This window comes from Chryseobacterium vietnamense, from assembly GCF_031454475.1.
Taxonomy (GTDB): Bacteria; Bacteroidota; Bacteroidia; order Flavobacteriales; family Weeksellaceae; genus Chryseobacterium; species Chryseobacterium vietnamense.
In genome coordinates this window covers 20,341-46,707 of the sequence record NZ_JAVDQX010000007.1, presented here as the reverse complement: position 1 = coordinate 46,707, position 26,367 = coordinate 20,341, and the positions used below count along the sequence as shown (strand labels likewise).

Annotated in this window: 26 protein-coding genes; 14 read left to right on the top strand and 12 right to left on the bottom strand. The window is 36.3% G+C overall.

The window, feature by feature from the left end:
• Nucleotides 1–76: 76 nt before the first annotated feature.
• Nucleotides 77–910: a GLPGLI family protein gene (locus tag J2786_RS21125; protein ID WP_052186895.1), complete on the bottom strand. Its 834-nt coding sequence runs from the start codon at nt 908–910 to the stop codon at nt 77–79.
• A gap of 114 nt (nt 911–1,024) precedes the next feature.
• Here J2786_RS21125 and J2786_RS21120 point away from each other — a divergent pair, with 114 nt between their 5' ends.
• Together J2786_RS21120 and J2786_RS21115 are read left to right on the top strand one after the other, a co-directional pair.
• Complete coding sequence (locus J2786_RS21120; RefSeq protein ID WP_310026665.1) at nt 1,025–2,347, top strand: sensor histidine kinase; 1,323 nt, start codon at nt 1,025–1,027, stop codon at nt 2,345–2,347.
• The gene (locus J2786_RS21115) at nt 2,337–3,023 is read left to right on the top strand and encodes a response regulator transcription factor (protein ID WP_047429130.1); all 687 of its coding nucleotides are present in this window, start codon (nt 2,337–2,339) and stop codon (nt 3,021–3,023) included. The genes J2786_RS21120 and J2786_RS21115 overlap by 11 nt, the downstream gene beginning before the upstream one ends.
• 4 nt (nt 3,024–3,027) lie before the next feature.
• Here J2786_RS21115 and J2786_RS21110 read toward each other — a convergent pair whose 3' ends face one another.
• The 9 genes from J2786_RS21110 to J2786_RS21070 all read right to left on the bottom strand — a co-directional run bounded on the left by J2786_RS21110 (nt 3,028) and on the right by J2786_RS21070 (nt 11,428).
• Nucleotides 3,028–3,855, bottom strand: coding sequence for an endonuclease/exonuclease/phosphatase family protein (locus J2786_RS21110; protein ID WP_310026662.1), 828 nt, complete (start codon nt 3,853–3,855; stop codon nt 3,028–3,030).
• 66 nt (nt 3,856–3,921) lie between these two features.
• A complete protein-coding gene (locus J2786_RS21105; protein WP_047429126.1) occupies nt 3,922–4,125 on the bottom strand; it encodes a hypothetical protein in 204 nt (67 codons plus the stop codon).
• Nucleotides 4,122–5,384, bottom strand: a complete 1,263-nt coding sequence (locus J2786_RS21100; protein ID WP_052186893.1) for a S8 family peptidase — start codon at nt 5,382–5,384, stop codon at nt 4,122–4,124. Before J2786_RS21100 ends, J2786_RS21105 begins: the two co-directional genes overlap by 4 nt.
• A 10-nt stretch (nt 5,385–5,394) precedes the next feature.
• Nucleotides 5,395–5,973 carry a hypothetical protein gene (locus J2786_RS21095; protein WP_047429124.1) on the bottom strand — a complete coding sequence of 193 codons (579 nt, stop codon included), beginning with the start codon at nt 5,971–5,973 and terminating at the stop codon, nt 5,395–5,397.
• Nucleotides 5,973–6,668, bottom strand: a complete 696-nt coding sequence (locus J2786_RS21090) for a hypothetical protein (RefSeq protein ID WP_047429122.1) — start codon at nt 6,666–6,668, stop codon at nt 5,973–5,975. Before J2786_RS21090 ends, J2786_RS21095 begins: the two co-directional genes overlap by 1 nt.
• A 14-nt stretch (nt 6,669–6,682) precedes the next feature.
• Nucleotides 6,683–7,570 (bottom strand): DUF2589 domain-containing protein, encoded by an 888-nt coding sequence (locus tag J2786_RS21085; protein ID WP_310026658.1) that lies wholly within the window; start codon nt 7,568–7,570, stop codon nt 6,683–6,685.
• Nucleotides 7,571–7,936: 366 nt separating this feature from the next.
• Nucleotides 7,937–9,877: a M1 family metallopeptidase gene (locus tag J2786_RS21080; protein ID WP_047429120.1), complete on the bottom strand. Its 1,941-nt coding sequence runs from the start codon at nt 9,875–9,877 to the stop codon at nt 7,937–7,939.
• Nucleotides 9,878–9,961: 84 nt separating this feature from the next.
• A complete protein-coding gene (locus J2786_RS21075; protein ID WP_047429118.1) occupies nt 9,962–10,843 on the bottom strand; it encodes an SDR family oxidoreductase in 882 nt (293 codons plus the stop codon).
• Between the two features lie 174 nt (nt 10,844–11,017).
• On the bottom strand, nt 11,018–11,428 hold the full coding sequence (locus tag J2786_RS21070) for a DUF1573 domain-containing protein (RefSeq protein ID WP_047429116.1): 411 nt from the start codon (nt 11,426–11,428) through the stop codon (nt 11,018–11,020).
• A 159-nt stretch (nt 11,429–11,587) separates the two neighbouring features.
• On the opposite strand from J2786_RS21070, the gene J2786_RS21065 reads away from it, so the two are divergent.
• From J2786_RS21065 to J2786_RS21055, 3 genes are all read left to right on the top strand, one after another.
• On the top strand, nt 11,588–12,841 hold the full coding sequence (locus J2786_RS21065; RefSeq protein WP_047429115.1) for a sensor histidine kinase: 1,254 nt from the start codon (nt 11,588–11,590) through the stop codon (nt 12,839–12,841).
• A 12-nt stretch (nt 12,842–12,853) separates the two neighbouring features.
• Complete coding sequence (locus J2786_RS21060) at nt 12,854–13,537, top strand: response regulator transcription factor (protein WP_047429113.1); 684 nt, start codon at nt 12,854–12,856, stop codon at nt 13,535–13,537.
• A 76-nt stretch (nt 13,538–13,613) separates the two neighbouring features.
• Nucleotides 13,614–15,911, top strand: a complete 2,298-nt coding sequence (locus J2786_RS21055; RefSeq protein ID WP_082001923.1) for a GH92 family glycosyl hydrolase — start codon at nt 13,614–13,616, stop codon at nt 15,909–15,911.
• Nucleotides 15,912–16,065: 154 nt separating this feature from the next.
• On the opposite strand, the gene J2786_RS21050 is transcribed toward J2786_RS21055, so the two are convergent.
• Together J2786_RS21050 and J2786_RS21045 are read right to left on the bottom strand one after the other, a co-directional pair.
• Entirely contained in the window at nt 16,066–17,127 is a 1,062-nt protein-coding gene (locus J2786_RS21050) for a hypothetical protein (RefSeq protein ID WP_047429111.1), read from the bottom strand.
• 211 nt (nt 17,128–17,338) lie between these two features.
• Nucleotides 17,339–18,676 carry a dihydroorotase gene (locus J2786_RS21045; protein ID WP_047429108.1) on the bottom strand — a complete coding sequence of 446 codons (1,338 nt, stop codon included), beginning with the start codon at nt 18,674–18,676 and terminating at the stop codon, nt 17,339–17,341.
• Between the two features lie 100 nt (nt 18,677–18,776).
• Here J2786_RS21045 and J2786_RS21040 point away from each other — a divergent pair, with 100 nt between their 5' ends.
• The 9 genes from J2786_RS21040 to J2786_RS21000 all read left to right on the top strand — a co-directional run bounded on the left by J2786_RS21040 (nt 18,777) and on the right by J2786_RS21000 (nt 26,354).
• A complete protein-coding gene (locus J2786_RS21040; RefSeq protein WP_047429257.1) occupies nt 18,777–20,204 on the top strand; it encodes an oligosaccharide flippase family protein in 1,428 nt (475 codons plus the stop codon).
• Nucleotides 20,205–20,356: 152 nt separating this feature from the next.
• Nucleotides 20,357–21,373 carry a sugar phosphate nucleotidyltransferase gene (locus tag J2786_RS21035; RefSeq protein WP_047429106.1) on the top strand — a complete coding sequence of 339 codons (1,017 nt, stop codon included), beginning with the start codon at nt 20,357–20,359 and terminating at the stop codon, nt 21,371–21,373.
• A gap of 107 nt (nt 21,374–21,480) precedes the next feature.
• Nucleotides 21,481–22,326 (top strand): lipoprotein insertase outer membrane protein LolB1, encoded by an 846-nt coding sequence (lolB1, locus tag J2786_RS21030; protein ID WP_047429105.1) that lies wholly within the window; start codon nt 21,481–21,483, stop codon nt 22,324–22,326.
• Nucleotides 22,323–23,885 carry a peptidoglycan DD-metalloendopeptidase family protein gene (locus J2786_RS21025; protein ID WP_047429101.1) on the top strand — a complete coding sequence of 521 codons (1,563 nt, stop codon included), beginning with the start codon at nt 22,323–22,325 and terminating at the stop codon, nt 23,883–23,885. The genes lolB1 and J2786_RS21025 overlap by 4 nt, the downstream gene beginning before the upstream one ends.
• A gap of 31 nt (nt 23,886–23,916) precedes the next feature.
• A complete protein-coding gene (locus J2786_RS21020) occupies nt 23,917–24,132 on the top strand; it encodes a Sec-independent protein translocase subunit TatA (protein ID WP_047429099.1) in 216 nt (71 codons plus the stop codon).
• A gap of 15 nt (nt 24,133–24,147) precedes the next feature.
• Entirely contained in the window at nt 24,148–24,762 is a 615-nt protein-coding gene (locus J2786_RS21015) for a DUF4254 domain-containing protein (protein WP_034695722.1), read from the top strand.
• Nucleotides 24,759–25,217: a hypothetical protein gene (locus tag J2786_RS21010; RefSeq protein WP_047429096.1), complete on the top strand. Its 459-nt coding sequence runs from the start codon at nt 24,759–24,761 to the stop codon at nt 25,215–25,217. Before J2786_RS21015 ends, J2786_RS21010 begins: the two co-directional genes overlap by 4 nt.
• An 18-nt stretch (nt 25,218–25,235) precedes the next feature.
• Entirely contained in the window at nt 25,236–25,832 is a 597-nt protein-coding gene (ribA, locus tag J2786_RS21005) for a GTP cyclohydrolase II (protein WP_034695719.1), read from the top strand.
• A 150-nt stretch (nt 25,833–25,982) separates the two neighbouring features.
• The gene (locus J2786_RS21000; protein WP_310026648.1) at nt 25,983–26,354 is read left to right on the top strand and encodes a hypothetical protein; all 372 of its coding nucleotides are present in this window, start codon (nt 25,983–25,985) and stop codon (nt 26,352–26,354) included.
• The last annotated feature ends 13 nt before the right edge of the window (nt 26,355–26,367 follow it).

The window sequence follows — 26,367 nt, the reverse complement described above, 5'->3', positions numbered from 1 at the left end:
GGTTAATGTCTTTTCTTTAAAATAACAAAACCTGAATTCGTAAATTCAGGTTTTAAAATCAATAGAGTATATTTTTTTATGGATAAGGAATGGCTTTATCCAGTTCTATCGGATTATAATATTTTTTGATGTCTATCTGAGTTTGTTTAGTCAAACCTGCAAATTCTTCTTTGCTTTTGATTTGCTGCCCATTAATGCGGACATTCCAGTCCGGCTGAAATTCGGTTCTCATTCTGGCATATGGATCATTGTAAAACTCCAGATTCAGTTTTACCCATTTCTTTAAGTCAATGGCAATAGCATCCAGTGAATAATGCTTTTCAAGAAAGCTTTTTGTATCGTATGTTTTTGGGAGATTTCTATTTCGGGAGAAAGAATATATAAAATCTTTCTTGTCATCTTCCACATACAGAACCAATCCCGGCAACCCTCTGAATTTATAGGGGCCCTCAGGAATGTTGATATCCGGCGTAAACCAAGCAGTCCAGTTTCTTCCTCCAAACACAGCAGTTGCTCTTTGTAAATTATAATTATTGATCTTTTTAGTATCAGCCTCTATTTTCCACCGGATATTATCCTCCGTTTCAAAAACATAATAATAAGGCATCATCATGATCTGAACAAAGTTTTTATTTTTATTGGAATTTCTTTTTCGGATAATAGTTTGTCCGGACTGGCTGGTATGTTGAGAAGAAATACCCCCGTGAAGAATATTCAGGGAATCGCTTGCTAAAAATTCAGATTCATAAAACTTCACTTCATCAGGATTGATATCCAGCACCATTTCTTCTTTATCATAATTTGTCCCGTTAGGTTCAAATCTGTATTGAAGTTCATATATAAAGCGGTGGGTTTGAGCATTGATGTGTATCCCAAGCATCAGAATTACAAGAATGAGTATCTTTTTCATTAAATGGTCATTAATTTTCTAAAATTACCAAAAACACATTAACCATCAGGTTAATAAAAGGTTAATGACAAAAATACTATTTCAGTAAAATGTTAAAGTTTTATCTTTGTTTTAATGATAGCCAAGAGTAAAATTCTGATTTCGGTTTTTGCCGCTTTGTTCCTGCTTTTACTGGGAATTCAGGTGTACTTTATGTATAAGACCTATCAGGTAAAAGAAAGGGATATCTACAGATCCGTAAATGATGGACTTACCAATTACACATACAGTCTTGAAGATATCCAGGAGGTGAAAGAAAGGAATGATGACTCTCTTCAGGAAATCATTATCAAGTACCATAATAAGGAAATCAACAGAAAGGATTTTCTAAATCATTTCATAGAAAACAGAAAATCTGCCAGAGAAAGACTGATTCATTATATCGACAGCCGTCACCAGCAAGACGGTTATGAAATCTCTGCGAGAATAAGATATCTTTCCATTGTTCATCTGCCGGACAGCACAAAAGTAATTACCGAACCTATTATTATTTTTGAAACGCAGGATAAGCTTAAAAATCCGCGTATTGCGAGTAACGGAAGCTGGGAAACCTCAACCACCAAAAGAAATGACACAGATAAAGGGCATGTTGAAAAAAAGAATACTTTTCTTGTTAAAACCCAGACAGATTTTGAGATCAGAAATATAAAAAGTATTGTTTTCAAAGAGCTTACCCTGCTGATCATTTGTTGTATTATACTTCTTGCAGGAGTTCTTTTGCTTTATATCTTCACGATCAGAAATCTGATTCAGCAGCAGAAGCAGGTAGAAGTTCTCCACAGCATTGTGGATAACATTTCGCATGAGTTTAAAACGCCTATCGCTACTTTAAAAATAGCTTCCAAAGCATTAAAAAAAGAATGGAATCCTGAAACGCTTCCTCTTATTGACAGACAGATTTCACGGCTGGAAAGCCTGATGGTTCAGCTTCATAAAGATGAAATGCCGGATGAAATGGTTGAAATACAACCTGAAGACTGGGATTTTTTCATTCAGGATCTTGCGGTGACTTACCCGAACATTGATTTTAACCTTGAAAATACAGTTTCACAAAACCTTTCTTTTGATAAAAACCTGATGGAAACGGTCATTAAAAATCTTTGCGAAAACAGTGTAAAATACGGTGCATCGGCTATTAAAATATATATCCGAAATCTTTCTCAGCAATTGGAAATGGAAGTTTCAGATAATGGCCAGGGTATGGAAACAAAAGAACTGAATCATATTTTTGAAAAATTCTACAGAATACAGAATAACAATATTCACAACAGCAAAGGTCTTGGGCTGGGACTTTATTTTGTAAAAAAAATCATTACCAATTATGGTGGTAAAATAGAGGTTTCCAGCCAGCTTCATGCAGGCAGTACTTTTAAAATATCAATTCCTTATGAAAATTAAAATTCTTCTGGCAGAAGATGATCCGGATTTCGGAATGATTCTTAAACAATATCTTGAATTGGAGGATTTTGAAGTCAGCTGGTTTCAGAACCCTGAAGATATTATACCATTGCTTCATGCTGATTTCCCATTTCAGATAGGAATTCTGGATGTGATGATGCCCAATCTTGACGGCTTTTCTCTGGCCAAAATGATTGTAAAGGAAAAAAGTCATTTTCCATTATTATTTTTAACGGCTAAAAATCAAAAAATTGACCGTCTGATGGGCTTGAAAATAGGTGCCGACGATTATATTTCCAAGCCTTGCGACCCTGAAGAACTTGTTTTACGAATTAAAAATATTCTGAAAAGAACACTTCCCGCGGTTACGGAAAGTCAGATAAAAATCGGAGAATTCTCACTGGATACCACTAAACTTCTGTTGTCGCACCCTAATGGAAACAACCGACTGACCATAAGAGAACAGGAACTTCTTCTGTATCTTCTGAAGCACAACCGATCCATCATTACAAGAGATAATATCCTGGATAACCTCTGGGAAACCAATGATTATTTTACGGGAAGAAGCCTTGATGTGTTTATCAGCAGACTTCGCAAATATTTCATTAGTGATCCCCAAATAAAAATCCAATCCCTGAGAGGAATTGGATTTGAAGTTGATTTTCCAACCAACTGATTTTTTATAGGGAAAGATTCACAATCACAGGGAAATGGTCTGAAGGATACAACAGATTTTCTCTTCTGTCATTGATATGTCTGTGAGATTTTATTTTAAAACCTTGAGTAAAAATATAATCGATTCTGTCTTTCGGGACTGTATTGACATCAAAAGCCGTAAATGTTCCTACCGGGCCATAATGTTTTGTTTCTGAGTGATAAAAAGTATCTTTCATATTCTGAGAAAGGATTTTAATCGGTTCTGAATCATCCGTCAGGTTAAAATCTCCGCTCAATGTTACCGGAAGGTTCTTTGGATTCAGCTCTTTGATCTTTTTCAGGATCAGTTCCGAAGATTTCACTCTTGCTATATTTCCAATATGATCAAAATGAAGATTCATTGCCAGGAATTCCTTTTTCGATTTTTTGTCTTTAAATATGGCGTAAGTACAGATCCTGTTGAGGGCAGCATCCCAGCCTTTTGAGGGTTTTTCCGGAGTTTCGGATAACCAGAACGTCCCGGATTTTACAATTTCCAGTTTGTTGGTATCATAAAAGATAGCAGAAAACTCTCCTTTTTCTTTGCCGTCATCTCTTCCTACTCCTATATAGTCATAGTTTTTTAATCCTGTTTTAATATCTTTCATCTGCTCCGGAAGCGCTTCCTGTACTCCGAAATAATCCGGGTGATAATAGGTTAATAAATCGGCAACGTCCTGTTTCCTTTTTGGCCAGGCATTGTCTTTATCCGACTCTACATTCAGTCTGATATTAAAACTCATTACGGTAAGGTCTTGTGAGAATTCTAATGCAAAAAACATCAGAAACACCATTGAAAATCTGAAATTCATATGTTATTTTATCATTAAGAGACAAAAATAAAACTTCTCTGCGACAGAAAAGCTTTATTGATGTGATTATATTGTTAAATTATCTTTTTCTTCTTCTATAGATATAAAATACTCCTGAAATTCGGACTCTGAAACCGGCAGCTGACTTTCAAGCTTTACGACTCCTATTGTTTTATAGTGAGCAGCCAGTTTTATACCTTTACTTTTGAGAAGGACTTCAAGCTTTTTTAAATTTATATCTTTCTTTAAAACTGCAAGATAAGTGATCATAAGTATATCTGTATTAAACCATTTCCAATATCTCTGTATTTTATGCCCTCAACAGGCCTTGCCTTGTTCTCAATCAGTTCCCAGATCTCTTTTGCTGATTTATCGGGAAACTGTTCCATATACAACGCTGCAAGCCCGGAAACATGTGGTGCAGCCATACTTGTACCGCTCAAACTGTAATATAAATTATTCTTGTTCTTCGCATTTTTAGGATAGGAACTGATAATATCTACTCCGGGAGCACAGACATTGATACTTCCTCCCGTGGACGGATTGAGACCCGCGTTTGAAAATCTGGCGATCTTCATTTGAGCATCAATGGCTCCAACAGCCATAATCGATTTTGAATTGGCCGGCATTGAAACAGGCTGTGGAATCTGTGGCCTGTTGCTGTCATTTCCTGCGGCTGCAATAATAAGACAGTTATTTTCCAGCGCTCTTTCTCCAATGGTTTCAAAAAGAACTGACGGCTGATCATCAAGTTTCACCGGAGAAGCTAATGAAAGAGACAGGATTCTGAATTTCTTCGAAATCGCCCAGTCTATCGCATCAATGACACTGCTGGTGGTACCTCTGCCGTTATCTGCGAGCACTTTTGCTATTTTCAGGTTGCAGTCTTTAGCAATTCCGTAACGTTTTCCGTTATCACTTCTTGTATTTCCTGTAGCCACTCCAGCGCAATGTGTGCCATGCCCGTTGGGATCTCTGTTCCAATCTTCACCATTTATAAAAGATTTTCCTTCCATTACCTCAGCGGAAAAATCCGGATGGGAAGTTTCAAGTCCGGTATCAAGGATGCAGACATCAATCCCTTTTCCCGTGTAGCTGGTATTTTCCAATCCGATTGCTTTTAATCCCCATTCCATTTCAACGAATGATTTTTGAGGTAAAGGTTTTGTGATGATATATTTTTCAAGTTCTGAGATTTTTTCTGCAAGTCCGGCAGACTGTTTTTTAAGCTCATTAATAAGCTGTAATTCATCTGCAGGAAAAAATTCTCTTTCTTTTTCGTAGTATACAATAGAATTCGATTCATCTCTCACAGCACTTTTCAACTGTTCTTCATCCATATTTTCCACCACTAGAACCCCAAGATTTTTGTAAAGGACTCCATTGTCCTTATCAATGATTTCGTAAGAACGGTTTTCTTTCGAGAGAAATTCTGAAGAAGTAATATTCACTTCCAGTTCTTTCTCTATTTTTTTGAGTGCATTTTTCTGCTGGTTCTGCAGCAGAACAATATATCTTCCGGTTTCCATAATAATCTTTTTAAATTAATTTCAGAAATACCTTTTCGAGAATAAGAAAAATATCCTCCGGAATAATGGTTAATCTGAGTTTTTTATTAATTCCGGATATGGCTGTATTCTGTTCAACCAGTGAAGTCCAGAAACGTTCGATTTTGGGAACAGAATTCATGTCTTTTAGTTTTTCATCATCCAGAATACCATTTTGGTATAACGAGACAATGATTCCTGAAATAAGCTCTTCCGCCTCATCAAGTTTTTTGTTTTCTTTGGCATATATTTCCATCAGAATATCATAAATACTTTCCATCCCATTGAACGAGAATCCTCCGAGCATTTCCCTTCTTCCAGTCGTTATTTTCTCCATTTTTATAGGGTTAAAGCCTCTTTTAACGGTGGAAATCATATTCATTACCTTCAGTACTTCAGATTCATGGCTGGTGTTTCCTTTGGTGCGAAAATATTCCAGAACCTCATTGAGAAATGCATCAAACCGGGCATCAAAATCAAATGCTTTTGACAGATATAAAGTCTGAACTTCATTGAACTGTTCCAGCAGTTCTTTGATTTTCTGTACCGTAAAGTGAATAAGTTCCTGCATTACTCAAAAGTTATCTGTTCTATTTCATTACCGTCTTTATCTTTGTAAGACACAATCCTGATTCCTTCTTCCTCCATTTCCACATGAAGGTTGATGAATAATTTATCTTTATCTTCTGCTGCACTGGTATTGGGATCTATATAAATGCTGTTCAGCTTGGCGTTTACCAGCGTATATTTATTCAGTAAAACCTTTGAAAAGATATCTTTCAGTTCATCGGTCTCTTCTGTTGCTCCCTCCTGAGGCCGGAAAATTCCGGAATTGAGAAGCTGGACTTTTTTCCTGAGATCCAGCTTAAGGACTTCAACTGCAGGAAGCTTACCGAATTTCTGATCATTTTTTTCCAGCGTACTGAACAGCGTTTTGAATTCTTCAGTCTGCAGCTGTCTCTTGCTGATTTCAGAAATATTCAGGTTTTTCTCTTTGTTTGCCAGACGGATTCTCTCGTTTATTTCTGTAACGAACTGATCCTGATTCAGTTTAAAATTATATTTGGAATCTGAATCGATATCCGTGATTTTGATCGGAATATCCATCTTTACACTAGGCAAAGCATAGCGCGGAACCTTGAAATATTTCAGATACTCATGACGGGCGTATTCTTTGGCAATAAGAACAGCATTTTCGTCTGCTTTTTTACGAGCCTGAATTATCTCGTTGTTGAGATAATCCAGGTAATCTGATAGTTTTATCATTTTCGTAAAATCTGTTATTGTGAAAGAAGTCCAAGCACTTTTTCAAGCCCTGCAGGCATTTCGTCATTGGTTGCACGCACTTTTACCCCAAGAGAATATTCTTTTTCCACTTTGATTCCTGTACTGGAAGTTCTTTTATATGATACATCCACTTTGAATTTTACAGGTCCCCATCCTCCGGAAACTCCGGCGTTGATCCCAAATTCATCACTTACGTCTTTTGTGTATGTAGAATTAAGCTTCACATTAAAGTCTACTTCACAGGTTTCAATTCTGAAACTTGGAACATTCAACAGCGCAATAAAAGGCACGGAAATTTCTACATCATTCGGAATCGTTTTAGGATTGGTAGCACTTACTGGCTCATCTTCCTTAAAATCCGGATTCGGAATATTTTTTTTGTATTTGAATTCTGCCATTCTCAGTTTTTTAGCACTGGCTGCATTGGCAGGATCTGTAAGTTCAAATCCGACTTCATTGATGAAATTAACCGTGGCAATTGAGGCATTAGACTGTGCTTTTACACAAGCATCCAAAGGCCCGCCAATAATGGTGGCAAAGTCGATACTTCCCAATTCTGCTGCAAAATCTGCACTGGCAGCATCAGAAGTTCTGAAAATCTCGTCATCGGCAGCCATTCTACCGGCAATCAGTTTCATGATCTCTGAGGAGGTACCTGAGAAAGATTTTTCCCACTTTTCATCATAGTTCTTTTTGAATTCGTCTACAATTGCTAACAGTTCTTTATTCGTCAGTGAACTCAGTTCTGAAGTTTCAATTCCTGATACTTTTTCATAGACTGCCGGGGTCAGCACTTTTTCTACTCCTGATAAAAGATCAATTAACTCATTTTTTGTTTTTTTGGCGTGGCTTGCTTCCAGCACCGATTTTAATGTTTCCATGTTTTTTGTTTTTGATTAATATTGTGGGACAAAATTAGATCACTGACCATCAAAACATTTCAGGAGAACACCTCAACCTGTTCAGGAAAAACACCCTAAAAAATAAAAAGCCTGAACTTACAGTGGTAAGTTCAGGCTTTTGTAATGCATATTGCAGAGATCTATTTTATAGACGCAAAGATCATATTAACTATTATTATTCTTAAGTAAGCTAAGAAAGCAACAAGTTGCTGATGAAGCTGCATGAATATGCTCACGCTTAGAAAGAATCAATTCCATTGATACCATCTTTGCCCCCTTAAAAATTAAACATCGCATATCAGATCTTTGCGTTACATCTAAATTATAGATATATATCCAATATCTCTATGAAGGTTTTTTGCTATTGTTTTCCAGGTTGATATCAGGAACTACTGAATTCGGATCCAACTTCACCTCATCAATTTCCTTGTTAGAATCTACCTTGAATGTCCATTCCGTATTTCTTTTCCAGACCTCAACAGGAACTTTTACTGTCTGCGCCGTTCCGTCTTTGAATTTGATCTGTACCGTTGTAGGCATTGGCATTTGTCCAATATTTTCAACCGTAATCTGAACTCCGTTTTTAAAGTCACCATTGATATATTTTACATTTTTAACAGCCTGATCAATTTTCCATTTATTAAAGAACCATCCTCTCCAGAACCAGTTCAGTTCCTCTCCGGAAACATTTTCCATGGTGTGGAAGAAATCCCATGGTGTAGGATGTTTAAATGCCCAGCGATCTATATAGGTTCTGAAAGCTTTGTCAAATTTCTCAGGTCCCAGAATTGTTTCTCTTAAAACCTCTAATCCTGTTCCCGGTTTAAAATAAGCTAAAGCACCAATACTTCTTTCTTTCATATTATCCGGTCCTACCATTACCGGCTCCAGACTGTCTGTCAGCAAATATGTTCCTGATCTTGCCAGATTCGGTTTACGGTAATATTCACCTTTATTGAAAGCTTCGGTGGAAAGTCCGTTAATGAATGTATTGAATCCTTCGTCCATCCAGGCGAATAATCGCTCGTTAGATCCAACGATCATAGGAAACCAGTTGTGCCCGAATTCATGGTCTGTAACACCCCAAAGATCTTCTCCTTTAGAATCCATATGACAGAAAACAATTCCCGGATATTCCATTCCGCCTTCATTCCCTGCTACATTGGTGGCAGCCGGATACGTGTATTCATACCATTTTTTCGAGTAATGCTCTATAGCTGCTTTCGTATATTCTGTAGATCTTCCCCAGGCTTGATCGCCTGCACTTTCTGCGGGATAAGCTGAAATAGCCAGAGATTTCTTTCCGCTGGGTAAATTGATTTTTGCAGCATCTAAAATAAATCCGGCAGAGGATGCCCATGCAAAATCTCTGGTCTGATTAATTTTAAATTTCCAGGTTTTTGTGCCGGATGCCTTATTTTTACCGATCTCAGACTCAGGACGGATCATTACGGTTTTATCACTGTTTCTTGCCTCATTCCATCTGTTGATTTCCTCTTTACTGTACACTTCTTTCTCATTCTGAAGTTCTCCGGATGCTACGACATAATGATTAGCCGGAACTGTAATATTGGCTGTAATATTCCCGTATTCCAGGTAAAACTCCGAAGCTCCAAGGTAAGGAAGTGTATTCCAGCCCATCACATCATCATACACGCACATTCTCGGGTACCATTGCGCCATGGTAAATATCTTACCGTTTTTAGTATCCTGAATTCCCATTCTGTCTGAGCCGTAATCCGGAGAAATAAATGAATATTCAATTTCTATTTTTGCAACTCCTCCATTGGCTTTTAATTCCTTTGGAAGGTCAATCTGCATTCTCGTATCAGTAATGGTATATTTTACTTCTTTTTTGCCATCAAGTTTGACTGATTTAATAGTATATCCGCCATTAAACTCTTCGCCATGAGCTCCATTTCTGCTTCCTGAAAGCGGAACTACTCCATTCCCTCTGGAGTCTTTCGCAAAAAGGTTCTGATCCAGCTGCAGCCACAGAAAACCTAATTTATCCGGACTGTTGTTGGTATAGGTAATTTCTGCTGTACCTGTAATCTCTTTTTTGGTTTCATTCAAGCTGACATTCAAATGGTAATCCGCAGAATTCTGCCAGTAAGCATGTCCCGGCTGCCCGCTTGCAGAGCGGGTTGCCGTACCTGTCTGAGGGTAGAAGAATGGTTTAAATGCTTCTACATAATCATATTTCGGAGTTTGCTGTGCATATGCAGATCCTGAAAAAAGGACAACTGCAAGCGTCGAAACAAGGATTGGAAGTTTAAAATTCATTTGAAAAAGTATTATTTAGTGTATAGGTAAAAAAAACTCCCGGATTTGTTACACATCCGGGAGTTTTTTTACTATAAGTTTAATTTAATTTGACTTTTTAGCTTTAATCATTGCTTCTAAGGCATCCCACATTTCACCGGGAATTGCTTCAAGCATATTGAACTCTCCAGCTCCCTGAAGCCATTCTCCACCATCAATGGTTACCACTTCCCCATTCATATATGCTGAGTAATCGGAAACCAGATAAGCCGCAAGGTTGGCAAGCTCCTGATGTTCTCCTACTCTTCTCAACGGAACTTTTTTCTTCATATCGAATTTCTCCTGAAGATCTCCCGGAAGAAGTCTGTCCCATGCTCCTTTTGTAGGGAAAGGTCCCGGAGCAATCGCATTGAAACGGATTCCGTATTTTGCCCATTCTACCGCCAGTGATCTGGTCATCGCCAGAACTCCTGCTTTTGCACAGGCAGATGGCACTACATAAGCAGAGCCTGTCCATGCATAGGTGGTTACAATATTCAGTACTGTTCCCGGAGCTTTAGAATCTATCCAGTGCTTTCCTACCGAAAGGGTACAGTTTTTTGTTCCTTTTAAAACAATATCGAGAATGGAGTCAAATGCGGAGTGCGTCAGTTTTTCCGTTGGAGAAATGAAGTTTCCGGCTGCATTATTCAACAAAATATCAATCTTTCCGAATTCTTTCAGTGTTGCCTCTTTCATCGCTTCCACCTCATCCCAGTTTCTTACATCACAAGCCACACAAAGTACTTTTCCTCCTGTTTCATCTTCCAGTTCCTTAGCTGTGGTCTGAAGCTTTTCCAGATTTCTGGAAGTGATCACTACTTTGGCGCCCAGTTCAAGAAAGTATTTAGTCATCGCTTTTCCAAGACCGCTTCCGCCTCCTGTTACAATTGCTACTTTATCTTTTAGTGCACCTTCGCGCAGCATAGGTTGTGTATATAGACTCATAAAATATTTTTTCTTAAAAGTAATAAATATTGAAATGCAATCCTGTAAAATAGGTTGATAAATAATGCTACAAATAATTATTCTTTATATTATTCTTAAAATAGATCAGACTATAGAAAAATAAAATAGCCTGATAACAATTACCAGGCTATTTTTATTTGTTAAAACAATATATTAAGAAGCTACTACTCCTTTGAAAGAAAGTGTTTTAGGAGTTTTGCTGTCACTGGTAGTAACGTTTACAGTCTTCATAAACGGTCCTACTGCTGCTGCGTTATAGCTGGCTTCTACAAATCCTTTTTTTCCCGGCTGGATCGGCGTTTTTGTATAATCTGCTGTAGTACATCCGCAAGAAGGAGCCACATTCTGAATAATGATTGGTTTTGAGCTCGTATTCGTAAATTCAAATCTGATCAATTTCGGTTTTCCCTGAGGAATATTTCCTACATCGATAGATTCTGATTTCCATTTAATAGCATCTGCGACCATTTTTACAATAGATGGAGCGTCTGCAGTAATTACATTCGCATAAAAAGGAGAGAATGCCAACACTGCCAAAAGAGCTGTAATTTTTAGTTTTTTCATGAGTATAAATTTTAATATTTGAAACTGATTATTTTCTTTCGATATAACAAATGTAAAGCAGACTGAGATTACAACTTGTTAACCGCTGTCTAACATTTGTTAACGAGTTGTTAATGATAAAAGATAAATAGATATTTTTGGATAATATTGTTTCAGGAAATGAAAATAAAAAGACTCAATATTATCATAACACTGGGATTCATTGCTATTATCGGAATATTAGTAGCACAGCTGATGTGGACCCGCCAGGCTTATAATCTTGAAGATCAAAAATTTAACCAAAAGGTTAATATCGCCTTAATGGAAGTTGCGGAAAAGCTCTCCGGAGGAAAGACATCCTACACTGAAAATCCTGTACAGAATATTGCCAATGACTACTATGTGGTTAATATCAACAATGAATTCCATCCCGTAGTTCTAGAATATTACCTGAAAACAGAATTCACCCGCTTCCAGATCAATACAGATTATGTATATGCATTATACAACTGCCACAGTGATAAAATGATATATGGAAAGTATATGACGACCCATCAGGAAAGCCCCAGTAACAAGGTAATTAATTTCCCGAAGCATAAAAATCTGATCTATTACTTTTCCATACGGTTTCCTGATAAAACCACTTATCTGATCAGTTCATTGAGATTCTGGTATCTGCTTACATTTGCTCTTATCATCATCCTTCTGGTGTATGTGTATTCTATTTATACCATTATTCAGCAGAAAAAGTTCTCGGAACTGCAGCGTGATTTTATCAATAATATGACTCATGAGTTTAAGACGCCTTTATCTTCGATACTTTTGGCCTCAGAAGCGCTCAATAAACAGGAACTGGTACAGAATAATTCCAAACTGCAGACCTATACTTCCATTATCATCAATCAAAGTCATAAGCTCAACAGCCACATTGAGAAAATATTGAATATTGCTAAAAATGATGCAGCAGGACTGTCATTAAAGCCTCAAAAAATCCTGTTACTCCCTTTTATTCAAGAGATTGCAGATAACATACAGCACAAAAATAAAGACCTCAGCATCGAAATCGATATTGAAAACAGCACTTCAGTAATGGCTGATGAATTTCATTTTACCAATATCATTTACAACCTTTTAGATAACTCTGTCAAGTATTGTGAAATGAAACCTGTCATTAAAATTTCAGCTCATAAAGATTCAAAAGGGTTATATTTAAAGTTTAAAGACAACGGAATGGGGATTCCTGCAAAAAATATTCCTCATATTTTTGAGAAATTTTATCGGGTACATACCAAAAGAAGTGAAGAAGTAAATGGTTTCGGGCTGGGATTATTTTATGTAAAAAAAGTTGTTCAGCAGCATCACTGGAAAATTTCTGTAGAGAATAATGAAGACCATGGAATTACCACGACACTTTTCTTTCCGTTTTCAAATTAATCATGTGTAAGTATGGAGAAATCTAAAATTTTATATGCCGAAGATGACCAAACAATAGCTTTTCTGGTGGAAGACAGTCTGGAAAGTTATTACGATATCAGCTGTTATTCTGATGGTGAATCTGCGTTGGAAGCATTTAACAGCCAGGATTTCGATATTTGTCTGCTGGATATTATGATGCCTGGCATGAATGGGTTTGAGGTGGCACAGCAAATTCGAAGTAAAAATTCTGAGATTCCTATTATTTTTATTTCTGCCAAAGCTTTAAAAGAAGACAGGATCAAAGGGCTTAAAATTGGTGCTGATGATTATCTGGTAAAACCATTCAGTATTGAAGAGCTTATGCTGAAAATTGAAGTTTTCCTTAAACGTACTAAGAAAACGGATACGACTCCTCTGAAATATAAAGTTGGCAAATATAATTTTGATCCTAAAAATTATACACTGCAAGGTTTAGAAAACAGTATTACTCTTACTCAAAGAGAATCTGATCTTCTTTTATACTTTATTCGCCATAAAAATCTTGTTGTTAAAAGACAGGATATTCTGAAGGCAATCTGGGGTGATGATGATTACTTTATGGGGCGAAGTCTTGATGTATTTATTTCCCGATTGCGAAAGGTACTGGCCGAAGAGCAGAATATTTTAATAGAAAACCTGCACGGAATAGGTTTCCGTTTTTCTGAAAAAGAATAAATAACCCCTTCTTACTCTAAAACATAACAGCAAATGATGATTTTACTTAATTTTAAACTTTGAAAAATTGTCATTAATGAAAAGTCAAAAGTCTATTGTTTTTCTTTCGCTGGTACTTTTAAGTGCAAACTTTCATGCTCAAAAATTTGAAAAATTAATCCAATACGTCAATCCACTGATCGGAACCGAAAAGATGGGTCATACCTACCCCGGAGCTACAGTTCCTTTTGGTGCGGTACAGCTAAGCCCTGAAACAGACACCATTTCCTATGAACTTAACGGAAAATACAATGGTGAGGTTTATAAATATTGTGCCGGCTACCGATATGAAGACAAAACCATTGTAGGATTCAGTTCTACCCATTTCAGCGGAACAGGGCATTCTGATCTCGGAGATTTTCTGGTAATGCCTACCGTGGGAAAACTTCAGCTGAATCCTGGAACAGCAACCAATCCTGAAAGCGGTTACAGAAGCAGGTTTTCTCATCAAAACGAAACAGCAGAAGCAGGATATTATAAAGTAAAACTGGATGATCATAATATCCTTGCAGAGCTGACAGCAACTCCAAGAGTGGGAATTCATCGCTATACTTTCCCGAAATCTGACCAGGCTCATATTATTCTGGATCTGATGGCTGGCATTTACAATTATGACGGGAAAAATGTATGGACATATGTTCGCGTAGAAAACGGCAATACCATCACAGGCTATCGTCAGACTAATGGCTGGGCAAGAACAAGAACGGTCTATTTTGCGATGAAGTTTTCAAAATCTTTTAAATCTTATGGGCAAAAAAATTATGATGAAAAGCAGGTTTACAAAGGATTCTGGCGGAAATTTGATCAGAATAAAAACTTCCCGGAGATTGCAGGAAAAAATCTGAAAATGTATTTTGATTTTGATACCAATGAAAATGAAGCTATTGAGGTAAAACTTGCCATTTCTCCGGTAAGTCAGACCAATGCTTTGGAAAACCTGGAAAAAGAAGCCGGAAATCTGTCTTTTGATCAGGCTAAAACTCAAGCCCAAAACAACTGGAATAAAGAATTAAACAAAATTGTCATCAAAGGTTCTGATACAGAAAAGACGAATTTTTATACCGCCATGTACCATACCTTTATCAATCCTACCACTTATATGGATGTGAATGGAGAATATAAAGGGTTAGATCAAAATGTTCACAAAGCGGATGGCTTTACCAATTATACTACGTTCTCTTTATGGGATACTTACCGTACGCTACATCCTTTTTTTAATATCATCCAGCCTAAGCGGAACAGTGATATGGTAAAATCAATGATGGCTCATTATAATCAATTCTCAATGAAAATGCTGCCTATCTGGTCACATTATGCCAATGACAACTGGTGTATGAGCGGCTATCACAGTGTAAGCGTTGTGGCTGACGCTATTATTAAAGGAAATTATGACGGTAATCCTGAAGAAGCATTGAAAGCATGTATAGAAACAGCTAATAAAAGAAATTACGAAGGCATCGGACAATACATTGATCTTGGATATATTCCAGCCGAAAAAAATGGGACATCAGTTTCCAATACATTAGAATATGCCTATGACGACTGGGCTATTGCTCAGCTTGCAAAACATTTAAACAAAACAGAAATTTACAATCAGTTTATCAAACGGTCTGAAAACTGGAAAAATAATTTTGACAAAACCATCGGGTTTATGCGTCCACGTCTGGCAGATGGAAGCTTTAAGAAAGATTTCGATGTCTTAAGTACCCATGGACAAGGCTTTATTGAAGGAAATTCATGGAATTACAGTTTCTTTGTTCCTCAAAATCCTGATGAGTTGATCACGATGATGGGTGGAAAGAAAAAATTTGCATCAAAACTTGATGAGTTGTTCACCATGCATTTACCTGATGAATTCTTTGCAGACACTGAAGATATTACAAGGGAAGGAATTATTGGTGGATATGTTCACGGAAATGAACCTGCTCACCATGTTGCTTATTTCTATAACTGGGCCGGACAGCCATGGAAAGCACAGGCACAAATCCGCAGTATTCTGGAAATGCAGTATAAAGCAACACCAGACGGACTGGGTGGAAATGATGATGCCGGACAAATGAGTGCATGGTATATTTTAAGTTCATTAGGATTTTATCCTGTAGCACCAGGTTCAGAAGATTATTCAATTGGAAGTCCTGCCATTGATAATGCTGTACTCAATCTGGAAAACGGAAAAACCTTTGAAATTGAAGCCATCAACCAAAGTCCGAAAAATGTATATGTTCAGAAAGTTCTTTTGAATGGAAAGGAGATCAGAAATTTTACCCTGAAACATTCTGAGATTATGAATGGAGGAAAACTTACGTTCTATATGGGAAATAAAGCGAAAAGGTAAGATATTCCCGCAGATTGGGCGGATTGAGCAGATGATTGGGTTAAAAAAATCTGCGTAATCTCCTACATCTGCGAGAGCTAAGAATAAGTTTTGGCTGAAGCCAATGGAAGTTTTCAAAATAAAAGAGCGGGCTAAAGCCCGCTCCTATTGATTATTATTTTCCAGCACATTTTTCGTTATACAATTTGGCTCCTTCTGTTTGTTCCAGATCGTTTAACTTTTTCAATGCAGTACATGCAATATCTGATTTATTCTGGGCTAGAGAAATAGAAACTATATTATATAGTGCATCGGTATTAGTATTGTCATTGTCATAAGCTTCATTGAAGAAGTAAATTGCATTATCAAACTTTTGTTTGTTGAGGGCATCCATTCCTTTATTGAAATTATCTGTGGAAGCAAACTTATTTTTAGTAAAAACAGGAAATTCTTTAGCATCATTTGAAAAACCATAAAATCTGATACCCATTGTGCTTAATCCACTTCTATTTCCATTCTTAATGCTCATTTCATAAGGAATAATAATTTTTTCAAAACTCTCAAAGCCTGTTAAATCCCAAAGGTGATAATTTTTCTCAATAGTTGTTTTGAAAAAAGCAATCCCTTTTTGATTAGCTTTAGTCTCGTCTTTATATTCAGTTTCTACTTCAACCTTTTGTTTTTTAGGGAAAATTAAAATATTACCTTTTGAACTAAAATTGTAAAAAAAATCTTTTTGTGAATAATTCTCTAATATTTCAGAAATAATATTTCTTTTTAATGAGGGTGTAAAATTTTTAGAAGCAATTATAATAGAATCATTCTTTTTCTCTTTCACAAAATTATTAAGTACAATTGAACTCTTTATAAACCAAGTCTTTTTTATTTTATCTGGAGAATCTATCCCGACAATTCTTTGTATCACAACTAAGGAATCTGCAGTTAATTTTTCAATTTGATACCCCGCAAGATCTGATGTTTTCATTAATTCCTTTTCTAATTTGAAGTCCATACAACTCGCTTTATCTAAAATCAACGCATCTGTAAATAAACAAAGGTTATTTCCTTTTATTTTCCATACTAAAACTTGTGATGGCATTTGCAATAAGTCTCGGCTGCCATCCAGCATACTGAATTTCACCCTTGTCCATGAAGAATTTGCAAGTAACTGAGTATTAATTTGTGAGCTAAGCTGTAAAGAAACTGAGAGAAATAAGATTAAAAAGAACTTATACATTGATTATTATTTTTTCGCACAAAACTAATTAAATAAAACTTCATGAAAAGTATGCCTCCAATATTTTCCCTTTTCTTTTCTCAATTAATATAATTTTTAGCTAAAGCCAATGGAAGATCTGAAATAAAAAGAGCGGGCTAAAGCCCACTCCTATTGAATTATCATAACATATCAGATTAAATCTGAGACGATATTCTTTGATTATATCTTATTAATCTCTAGGCTCAAAAAGTAATCGCTCTCCGAATTTCTCCTCTGCAATTTTTCCATTTTCATACACCAAATGTCCGTTCACAAATGTATGCGTAACCTTAGAATGGAAATTCATTCCTTCTAGTGGGCTCCAGCCACATTTGTACAGTAAATTCTCTTTGGAAACCGTCCAGTCCTGATTTAAATCTACTAAAACAAGATCCGCTTTATATCCTTCTCTCACGAAACCTCTCTTTTCAACTTTGAAAAGGATAGCAGGATTATGAGCCATCTTTTCAACAATTTTCTCTAGGGATATTTTACCGTTCTTATAGTTTTCAAGCATTACCACCAGTGAATGCTGTACCAAAGGTGCTCCCGAAGGACATTTTGTATATACATTATTTTTTTCTTCTGCAGTATGCGGAGCATGGTCTGTAGCGATAACATCGATTCTGTCATCTAATAATGCTTCCCAAAGAGCATCTTTATCCTTTTGAGTTTTAACAGCCGGATTCCATTTGATAAGACCTCCTCTTGTTTCATAATCCTCGTTGGTAAAAGTAAGGTGATGAACACATACCTCAGCAGTGATTTTTTTATCTTTTAAAGGAATATCATTTCGGAAAAGTTCCATTTCCTTTGCTGTCGAAAGGTGGAAAACGTGAAGTCTCGCTCCCGTTTTTTTCGCAAGCTCAATCGCTTTGGATGAAGATTTATAACATGCTTCCTCACTTCTGATCAGGTGGTGGAACTTTACAGGAATATCATCCCCATATTCATCCATGTATTTCTGAGTATTAGCTTTGATTGTTGCTTCATCTTCACAGTGCACAGCAATCAGCATTTTAGTATTACTGAAAATATTTTCCAATGTTTCAGGATTATCAACAAGCATATTTCCTGTAGATGAACCTAAAAACAACTTTATTCCTGGAACATTTCTAGGGTTTGTTTTTAAAACTTCCTCCAGATTATCATTCGTCCCTCCCATCATAAAACCATAGTTGGCATACGCTTTTTGGGAAGCAATCTCATATTTGTCTGCTAATAACTCCTGTGTAACAGCATTTGGAACCGTATTCGGCTGATCAATAAAACTGGTTATTCCTCCAGCTATGGCAGCTCTTGATTCACTTTCAATATCTCCTTTATGAGTAAGTCCCGGCTCACGGAAATGTACCTGATCATCTATTACTCCGGGAAGAAGATACTTTCCCGAACCATCAATAATCTGATCTGCATCTTCAGAAATACCCACAGCTATTTTAGAAATCAGATCATTGTCTATTAGGATATCACTTTCAAAGACTTTTCCTTCGTTAACGATATTTACATTTTTTATAAGAACTTTCATTTCAATTTATTTCCCTGTAAAATTAAGATTTTAAGTTTTAATTCACCCCAAAATAGTAAAACGAATGCTTAAAGTTTTACATTTGCAAAAAAATTCGGCTTTGTATAAGAAACTATTAGGACAAACAATCATCTACGGAGTAGGAGCCATAGCCCCAAGAATCATTCTATTCATCCTTAATCCGCTTTTGATCTATAAGATTCCCAATGAAGGTTTTGCGATTTTCACTCAGCTTTATGCATGGATTTCGTTTGTTAATATCATCCTTTCTTTTGGTTTTGAAACGGCATATTTCCGTTTTTCGGCGGAAGATGATAATGAAAAAAAGACTTTCAATACTTCATTCTGGTTTTTGTTTTCAACGTCCACGGTTTTTCTCGCTTTTTGCTACCTTTTCAATCAGCCCATTGCTGATTATGCGGGCTATCACGACAATCCTGAATATATCAGATGGTTTGCCCTGATTGCATTTTTTGATAATTTACTTGTTATTCCTTTTGCATGGCTGCGTTTTCATAATAAACCTATCAAATATTCCGCAGTAAGAATTGTTCAGTCTATATTCCAGGCCGTTTTTACCGCTGCTTTATTCTTCTGGATTCCGGAAAGTATATCAAAAAGCATGGGATTAGACCAAAATGTAGACTACCCGTTCTTCAGTAACCTGGCAGGAAGTGCACTTGGCTTTTTATTGCTGTTTCCTATCATATTAAAGGTAAGATTCCAGTTTGTTACCTCTTTGTTTAAGCGTATGATCAAATATTCCTTTCCGCTTATGCTGGCAGGTTTCGCTTTTATGATTAATGAAAACTTTGATAAATCGATCCAGAGAAATCATATTTCGGACGAAGAAGCCGGCGCTTATGGAGGTTGCTACAAGCTGGCCGTACTGATGACATTATTTGTTACCGCTTATAGAATGGGTATAGAGCCTTTCTTCTTTAAGCAAATGGATAAAGGCGATGCTAAAAAGACATATGCCAAAGTAGCAGAATATTTTGCCTTTTTCGCCTGTGCCGTAGCGCTGGGAATTATTGCCAATATCTCCTGGCTGAAGGCTGTTTTCATTCCAAATAAATCCTATTGGATCGCTATAGATATTATTCCGATTATTGTGATTGCCAATCTTTGTTTTGGGATCTATTATAATTTTTCAACATGGTATAAAGTAACAGACAGAACCAGTATGGGAACTGTTATTTCATGGCTTGGCGCAGGGATCAATATAGGACTCAACCTTCTTGCTTTAAATTACTATCACAGTATGATCGGTTCTGCATGGGCCACTTTTGGTGCTTACGTTGTTATGATGATCGTATCTTATCTCTTAGGTCAAAAATATTATCCTATCCCTTACAGAATGAAGAAAATGTCTTTCTTTCTGATACTGCTTGGCATCTTTAGTTTCATCATTGTAAAGTATCTTAATTATAACATTATTACCAGTAACCTGCTCTTTTTGACCTTTACCGGAATTTTGATTTATTCTGAGAAAAACCTGATTTTATCGAGAATCAGAAAGAATTAAACTTTGGTCTTTATTTTGCTTGTACACAAACCTATTGTTATTAAACAATTATTTAAAAAGATATAAATCATAACTTATCAAAGGTTTTTAATTATTATCTTTAACCTAAATATTAAAAACAACTAACAAAACATCTTTTATACATATAATTTATGAAAATTATTGTCCCAATGGCTGGACGTGGTTCCAGATTACGTCCACATACACTGACAGTTCCAAAACCTCTTATTCCTATTGCAGGAAAACCTATCGTACAGAGATTAGTGGAAGATATCGCTAAAGTTGCAGGAGAAAACATTGAAGAGGTAGCTTTTATCATCGGAGATTTTGGACCTGAGATCGAAAGATCCCTTATTCAGATTGCTGAAAAGTTGGGAGCAAAAGGAAGTATATATTATCAGAACGATCCCCTTGGAACCGCTCACGCCATAAAATGTGCAGAACAGTCTATGCAGGGAGATATCGTTATTGCCTTTGCAGATACTCTTTTCCGTGCAGATTTCCAGTTGGACAAAAATTCTGACGGTGTAATCTGGGTGAAAAGTGTTGAAGATCCATCCGCATTCGGAGTAGTGAAATTGGATAATTACGGTTTCATTACCGACTTTGTTGAAAAACCAACGACTTACGTTTCAGATCTTGCTATCATCGGTATTTATTATTTCAACAGTGCTGAAAAACTGATGGAAGAGATCAACTATATCATGGACAATGATATTAAAAACGGAGGTGAGTATCAATTGACAACAGCACTTGAGAACCTTAGAGCTAAAGGTGCCAAGTTTACCCTTGGAAAAGTAAATGACTGGATGGACTGCGGTAACAAAAATGCTACTGTAGAAACCAACAGCAAAATCCTTGAGTATGAAAGAGAGGAAATGAAGAATCATCCTGCTTCTGCCGTGATTGAAAATTCTTTGATTATTCAGCCTTGTTTCATTGGGGAAAACGTAAAAATCTCCAATTCAAAAGTAGGACCAGGAGTTTCATTAGGAAACAATACAACTGTTGTGAACTCTAATATTGAAAACTCCCTGATCCAGGAAAACACAAGAATCAACCATGGAAATCTTTCCAATTCTATGATCGGTAATTCTGCACAATATTTTGGAGTTGCCAGAGAAATTTCTTTAGGTGATTATTCCGTTTTAGATTTTTTATCTAAATAAGGATAGGAAAATATTTAACTCAAACATCATATCATCAGGCCACACAAAATGTTTTGTGTGGTTTGGCGTTAATATTGCAACGTATTTTTTATTTAAAAGATAAATACATGAAAAACTGGATCCCATTTCTTTTATTACTTCTCGCCTTATCATCCTGTAAGACCCGCAACACTGCCCAAAATGACTCAGATCATACCCGGGACAGTATTAGTACTACAAAAGACAATGGAAATCCAAAAGACGTCAACGAACCGGTAAGCGATAAATTTACGTTCTTTGAACATGTATTGATTCCGCCTAAATTCGAACAGATTAAAATAGACAGTAAAATAAAGGTAGAAACAGGAAGCTATGTTCCTACTTTGGATGCTACAATCTATATTGAAAATGATAAAAAGGTATGGATGAATCTCAGAGCTTTGTTTATTAATGCAGCCAGAGGTATCGCCACTCCCGAAGGGATAAAAGGACAGGACAAGATCAATAAAACCTATATAGATTCCGATTTTGATTATCTTAATAATTTACTGAACGTTAATTTCATTGATTATAAATCATTGGAAAAAATATTAATGGGAAGAACTTTTGTGAAAATTAATGACAAACAGTTTACCCTGACCCAAAACGCACAGGGATTCAAGATGGTTTCTAACATCAATCAGAAAATTGTGACGGATGAAAAAAACAGGGAATATCAAATAGCCCTTCAATACGACACTAATTACGATTTATTAAATGTCAATTTAAAAGATATTTTGTCTTCAGACGAGCTGGATGTTTCTTACAGCGACTGGAATGAATACGAAGGAATACGCCTTCCGAAAAATGTTAAAATAATTATAAAAGGCTCAAAATCTAGTCAGATTTTAATGGAAAATACGAAATTTGACTTTTCGAGGATGGAAACACCTTATTCTGTACCATCCAGTTATAAGAAAATTGAGATTAAATGATTAAAAAATTTAGCTTTTTAATAGGTGTTTTGATGTTCGGACTGCATCAGGGACAGCAGACCAAAGAACAGCTGCAAAAGCAGAATGCCGAACTTAAAAAACAAATTGCACAAATAAATACCGATTTAGCCAAAACCAGAAGTGAATCTAAACTTTCCGTAGCTTATCTCTCTAATGTCAACCAAAAATTGGTATTAAGAGAAAAGGTTTATAACAACACGCAGAAAGAAAAAAGATTCATTGAAGATGATATCTATTTACGTCAGCTGGAAATCAACCGTCAGAATAAAGAACTGGCCGTTTTAAGAAAAAACTATGCTGAAGTTTTGGTGAATGCTTATAAAAACAAAGGAGTACAGAACAAAGTAACTTTTATACTTTCTGCTAAAAATTTAGGAGAAGCCATACGAAGAGTTCAATATCTGAAACAATACTCAGACTACCAGGATAAAAAAGCAGCTGAAATCACAGATGCCGCTAACCTCATCAAAAAAACCATCGCCCAAAAACAAAACTCTGTAAAAGCGAAGGAAAATCTGTTGGTTAACCAGCAAAAAGATCTGGCAACAATCAATGCTGAAAGAGCCCAGAAAGAACAACTGGTAGCTGATTTCAAGAAAAACGAATCTAAACTGACGGCTGAACTTAAGCAGAAGCAAGTTCAGTCTAAAGCATTGGAAGGGCAGATCAGAGCTATTATTGCAGAAGAAATCAGAATCGCCAAAGCAGAAGAAGAAGCCAGAAAAAAAGCAGAAGCAGAAAAAATACGTTTAGCAAAATTAGCTGCTGAAAGAGAAAAAGCAAGAATTGAAGCGGAAGCTAAAGCAAGAGCAGAGGCCCTTGAAAGAGAAAGAAGACTTGCAGAAGCAGAAGCTAAGAGAGCAGCAGATCTTGCAGCAAAAAGAGCTGAGGAAGAAAGAAAACGTAATGAAGAAGCTGCAAAAGCAGAAGCCAATGCAAGAGATGAAGCCAGAAGAGTAGCCGCTAAAAAAGCTTCAGATGAGGCGAATGCAAGAGCTAAAGAAGCTGCTGATAAATTAACTGCAGCAAGAGCAGCAGAAGCCGCTCTTACAAAAAGAAAAGAAGAAGAGAAAAAAGCAGCTGAGACCAAAGCCATGACAAGCTACGGAGTTTCCACCGCTACTGGAAACAGCTTTGCAGATAACAGAGGAAGACTGGGTTATCCTGCAGACAGAGCCGGACAAATTACTCACCGTTTCGGAAGACAGCCACACCCTGTTTTCAAAAATATTACTGAAGAAAATAACGGGATCAAAATTTCCGTTCCTTCAGGTACGCGTGCAAAATCCGTGTATCCGGGATCAGTATCTTCAGTTCTAGCCAACAATGACGGAACAAAAACAGTAATCATCAAACACGGAAGTTATTTTACCATTTATTCCAACTTAGGAAATGTAAGTGTTTCCAAAGGACAGCAGGTTTCATCAGGAACTCCGGTAGGTACAATAGCTCAGGATTTTGATGGTGCTTATACACTTGATTTCCAAGTATGGAACGGAAGTACACCAGTTGATCCATTAGGTTGGATTTCATATTAAAAAAAGTGTAACTTTGCAAAAATTTTAAGAGATGAATACACTAACAATACTTGCCTTATCTTGGCAACACATCCTTATCGTAGCAATACTTTTGGTATTACTTTTTGGAGGAAAGAAGATTCCGGAATTAATGAGAGGAGTAGGTTCAGGAATCAAGGAATTTAAAGATGCAGTAAAAGAAGAAGACAAACCAGGTTCTGAAAACAACAAATCGGCTTCCAACAATAACAATTCTTCCAGCAACTAAAATTCCGTAGAATTAATGAAATTTACTGAGACTGCATGGAAAGTCTTCAATCAAGCTATTGAAGACTATCACGTGTCTGATGACGTTAACACTCTAATTAATAACCCGTTCGAAAAAGATAGTTTGGAACGGATTTTGTATGCAAAGAACTGGATTGATACCGTTCAATGGCATTTGGAAGATATAATTAGAGATGAAAATATTGATCCGGCTGAAGCTCTTCAACTGAAGAGAACGATAGACGCCTCCAATCAGAAAAGAACTGATCTGGTAGAATATATTGATGGCTGGTTTCTTAATAAGTTTGAAAATATAACTCCTAAACCTGAAGCAAAAATAAATACAGAAACTCCCGCTTGGGCAGTAGACAGGCTATCAATTCTTGCATTAAAGGTTTATCATATGTCGTTAGAAGCTAATAGAGAATCTGCTTCTGAAGAACACAGAAACAATTGCCAGGCTAAACTGGATGTTCTGCTTACTCAGAAAGAAGACCTGTCAACTTCTATAGATCAGTTGCTTACTGATATTGAAAACGGTAATGTTAAGATGAAAGTGTACAAACAAATGAAAATGTACAACGATGAAAGTCTTAACCCAATCCTTTATCAAAAAGGGCAACAAAAATGAAACGACTATTTTTCTTTGGAGTACTTATCATATTAACATCTTCCTGTGCAACGGAAAAGCTTAATCTTTCTCCGTTGTCAAATAATTTTTATAGTGATGCTAAAGGGTCTGATTCAGACAGAAGCTCAAAGAAGAATTTTAATATCAATATCAAGCAGAATGTCAATGCTTCTGAAATTTCAAATATGATCTCTACTTTTCCCAAGTTTAAAAACAACGGATTAAATGAGGAGATTACCAGCTTGAAATACAGTCTTCAGAATTATTTATATGCTATTGATGCCAGCAATTCTGCAGGAAAAAGCAGAGCCCTTAAAAGCTTCGAAAAATCATATAAAAAAATTCAAAAGCTAAGGCAAAATCTTGACAGAGATGACGATGAAGTTCTCAACAGATATCTGGTGCGTTTAAAAACCAATATTTCTGTTATTGAAGATACTTTGCCAGGAAGTTAAAAATTAATTGAACTATCAATGATTAAAATTCAGGCGGAAGCCAATGTTCCCACAGAGCACGGCACTTTCCGAATGATCGCTTTCTCCGAAAACGAAAATGACTGGATGCCGCATATGGCCATTGTTGCTGAAAATACAGATTTTTCAAAACCGGTCAATGTTCGTTTCCATTCAGAATGTATTACGGGAGAAGTTTTCCATTCAAAAAAATGTGAATGCGGCCAACAATTGGATGCTGCAATGAAATACATCCATGAAAACGGTGGAATTATCATCTACCTTCGCCAGGAAGGAAGAAACATCGGGATCATCAACAAACTGAAGGCATATTCCCTGCAGGAAAAAGGTTTGGACACTGTACAGGCCAATCTTGAACTGGGACTTCCTGCAGATGACAGAAACTTTGGCGTAGCCATTGAAATTCTTAATCTATTGGATGTAAAAGATATCAACCTTCTCACCAATAATCCTGAAAAGGTAAAATATGTTGTAGACAGCAATATTCACCTTAATTCAAGAGTACCCTTACAGATTCCTGCGAACGAAATAAGCAAAGGATACCTGCAGACAAAAAAAGATTTCTTTGGGCATCTTCTTGATGACAATGATAATTAATTTTCCAAAAGATATAATAAAAAGCTCCAAGAAATATTTTTTTTGGAGCTTTTTAATTACTGAAATTAGTAGAACATTCCATTTCTATAACAATTCACCAATTAGTGTGTTTTTTATAAAGTTTTATCTTTGCGATGAAATTATAATTTTATGAAAAAAACACTATTCGTCATTTCTTCTCTATTTTTAATTGGCTGTGCAAATAGCAATGATTTAATTAATTCTGAAGTTGAAGAACAAAACTTAAAAACTAAAGAAGGTTTGTCTTCAATGTCAAGTAGAATGTCAGCTTTAAATGGAGGAGAGGCTCTTTTAATGGATATAGAAATCGCAAGTTCAATACAAGTTTCTAGTGGAGGCTGTCCATATGAGGATGAAGTTTTTGAGGGCATTTATTCAACAACACGAGCATTTGGACCTAATCCTATCGAGCAATATGGTTATCAAATTAGAGGGTATGGAAGACCTAATAAATCATTGGCATGGAAAGGAATTAGACTACAAAATTCGAATCGTCCTTAAACGATTAGTAGCA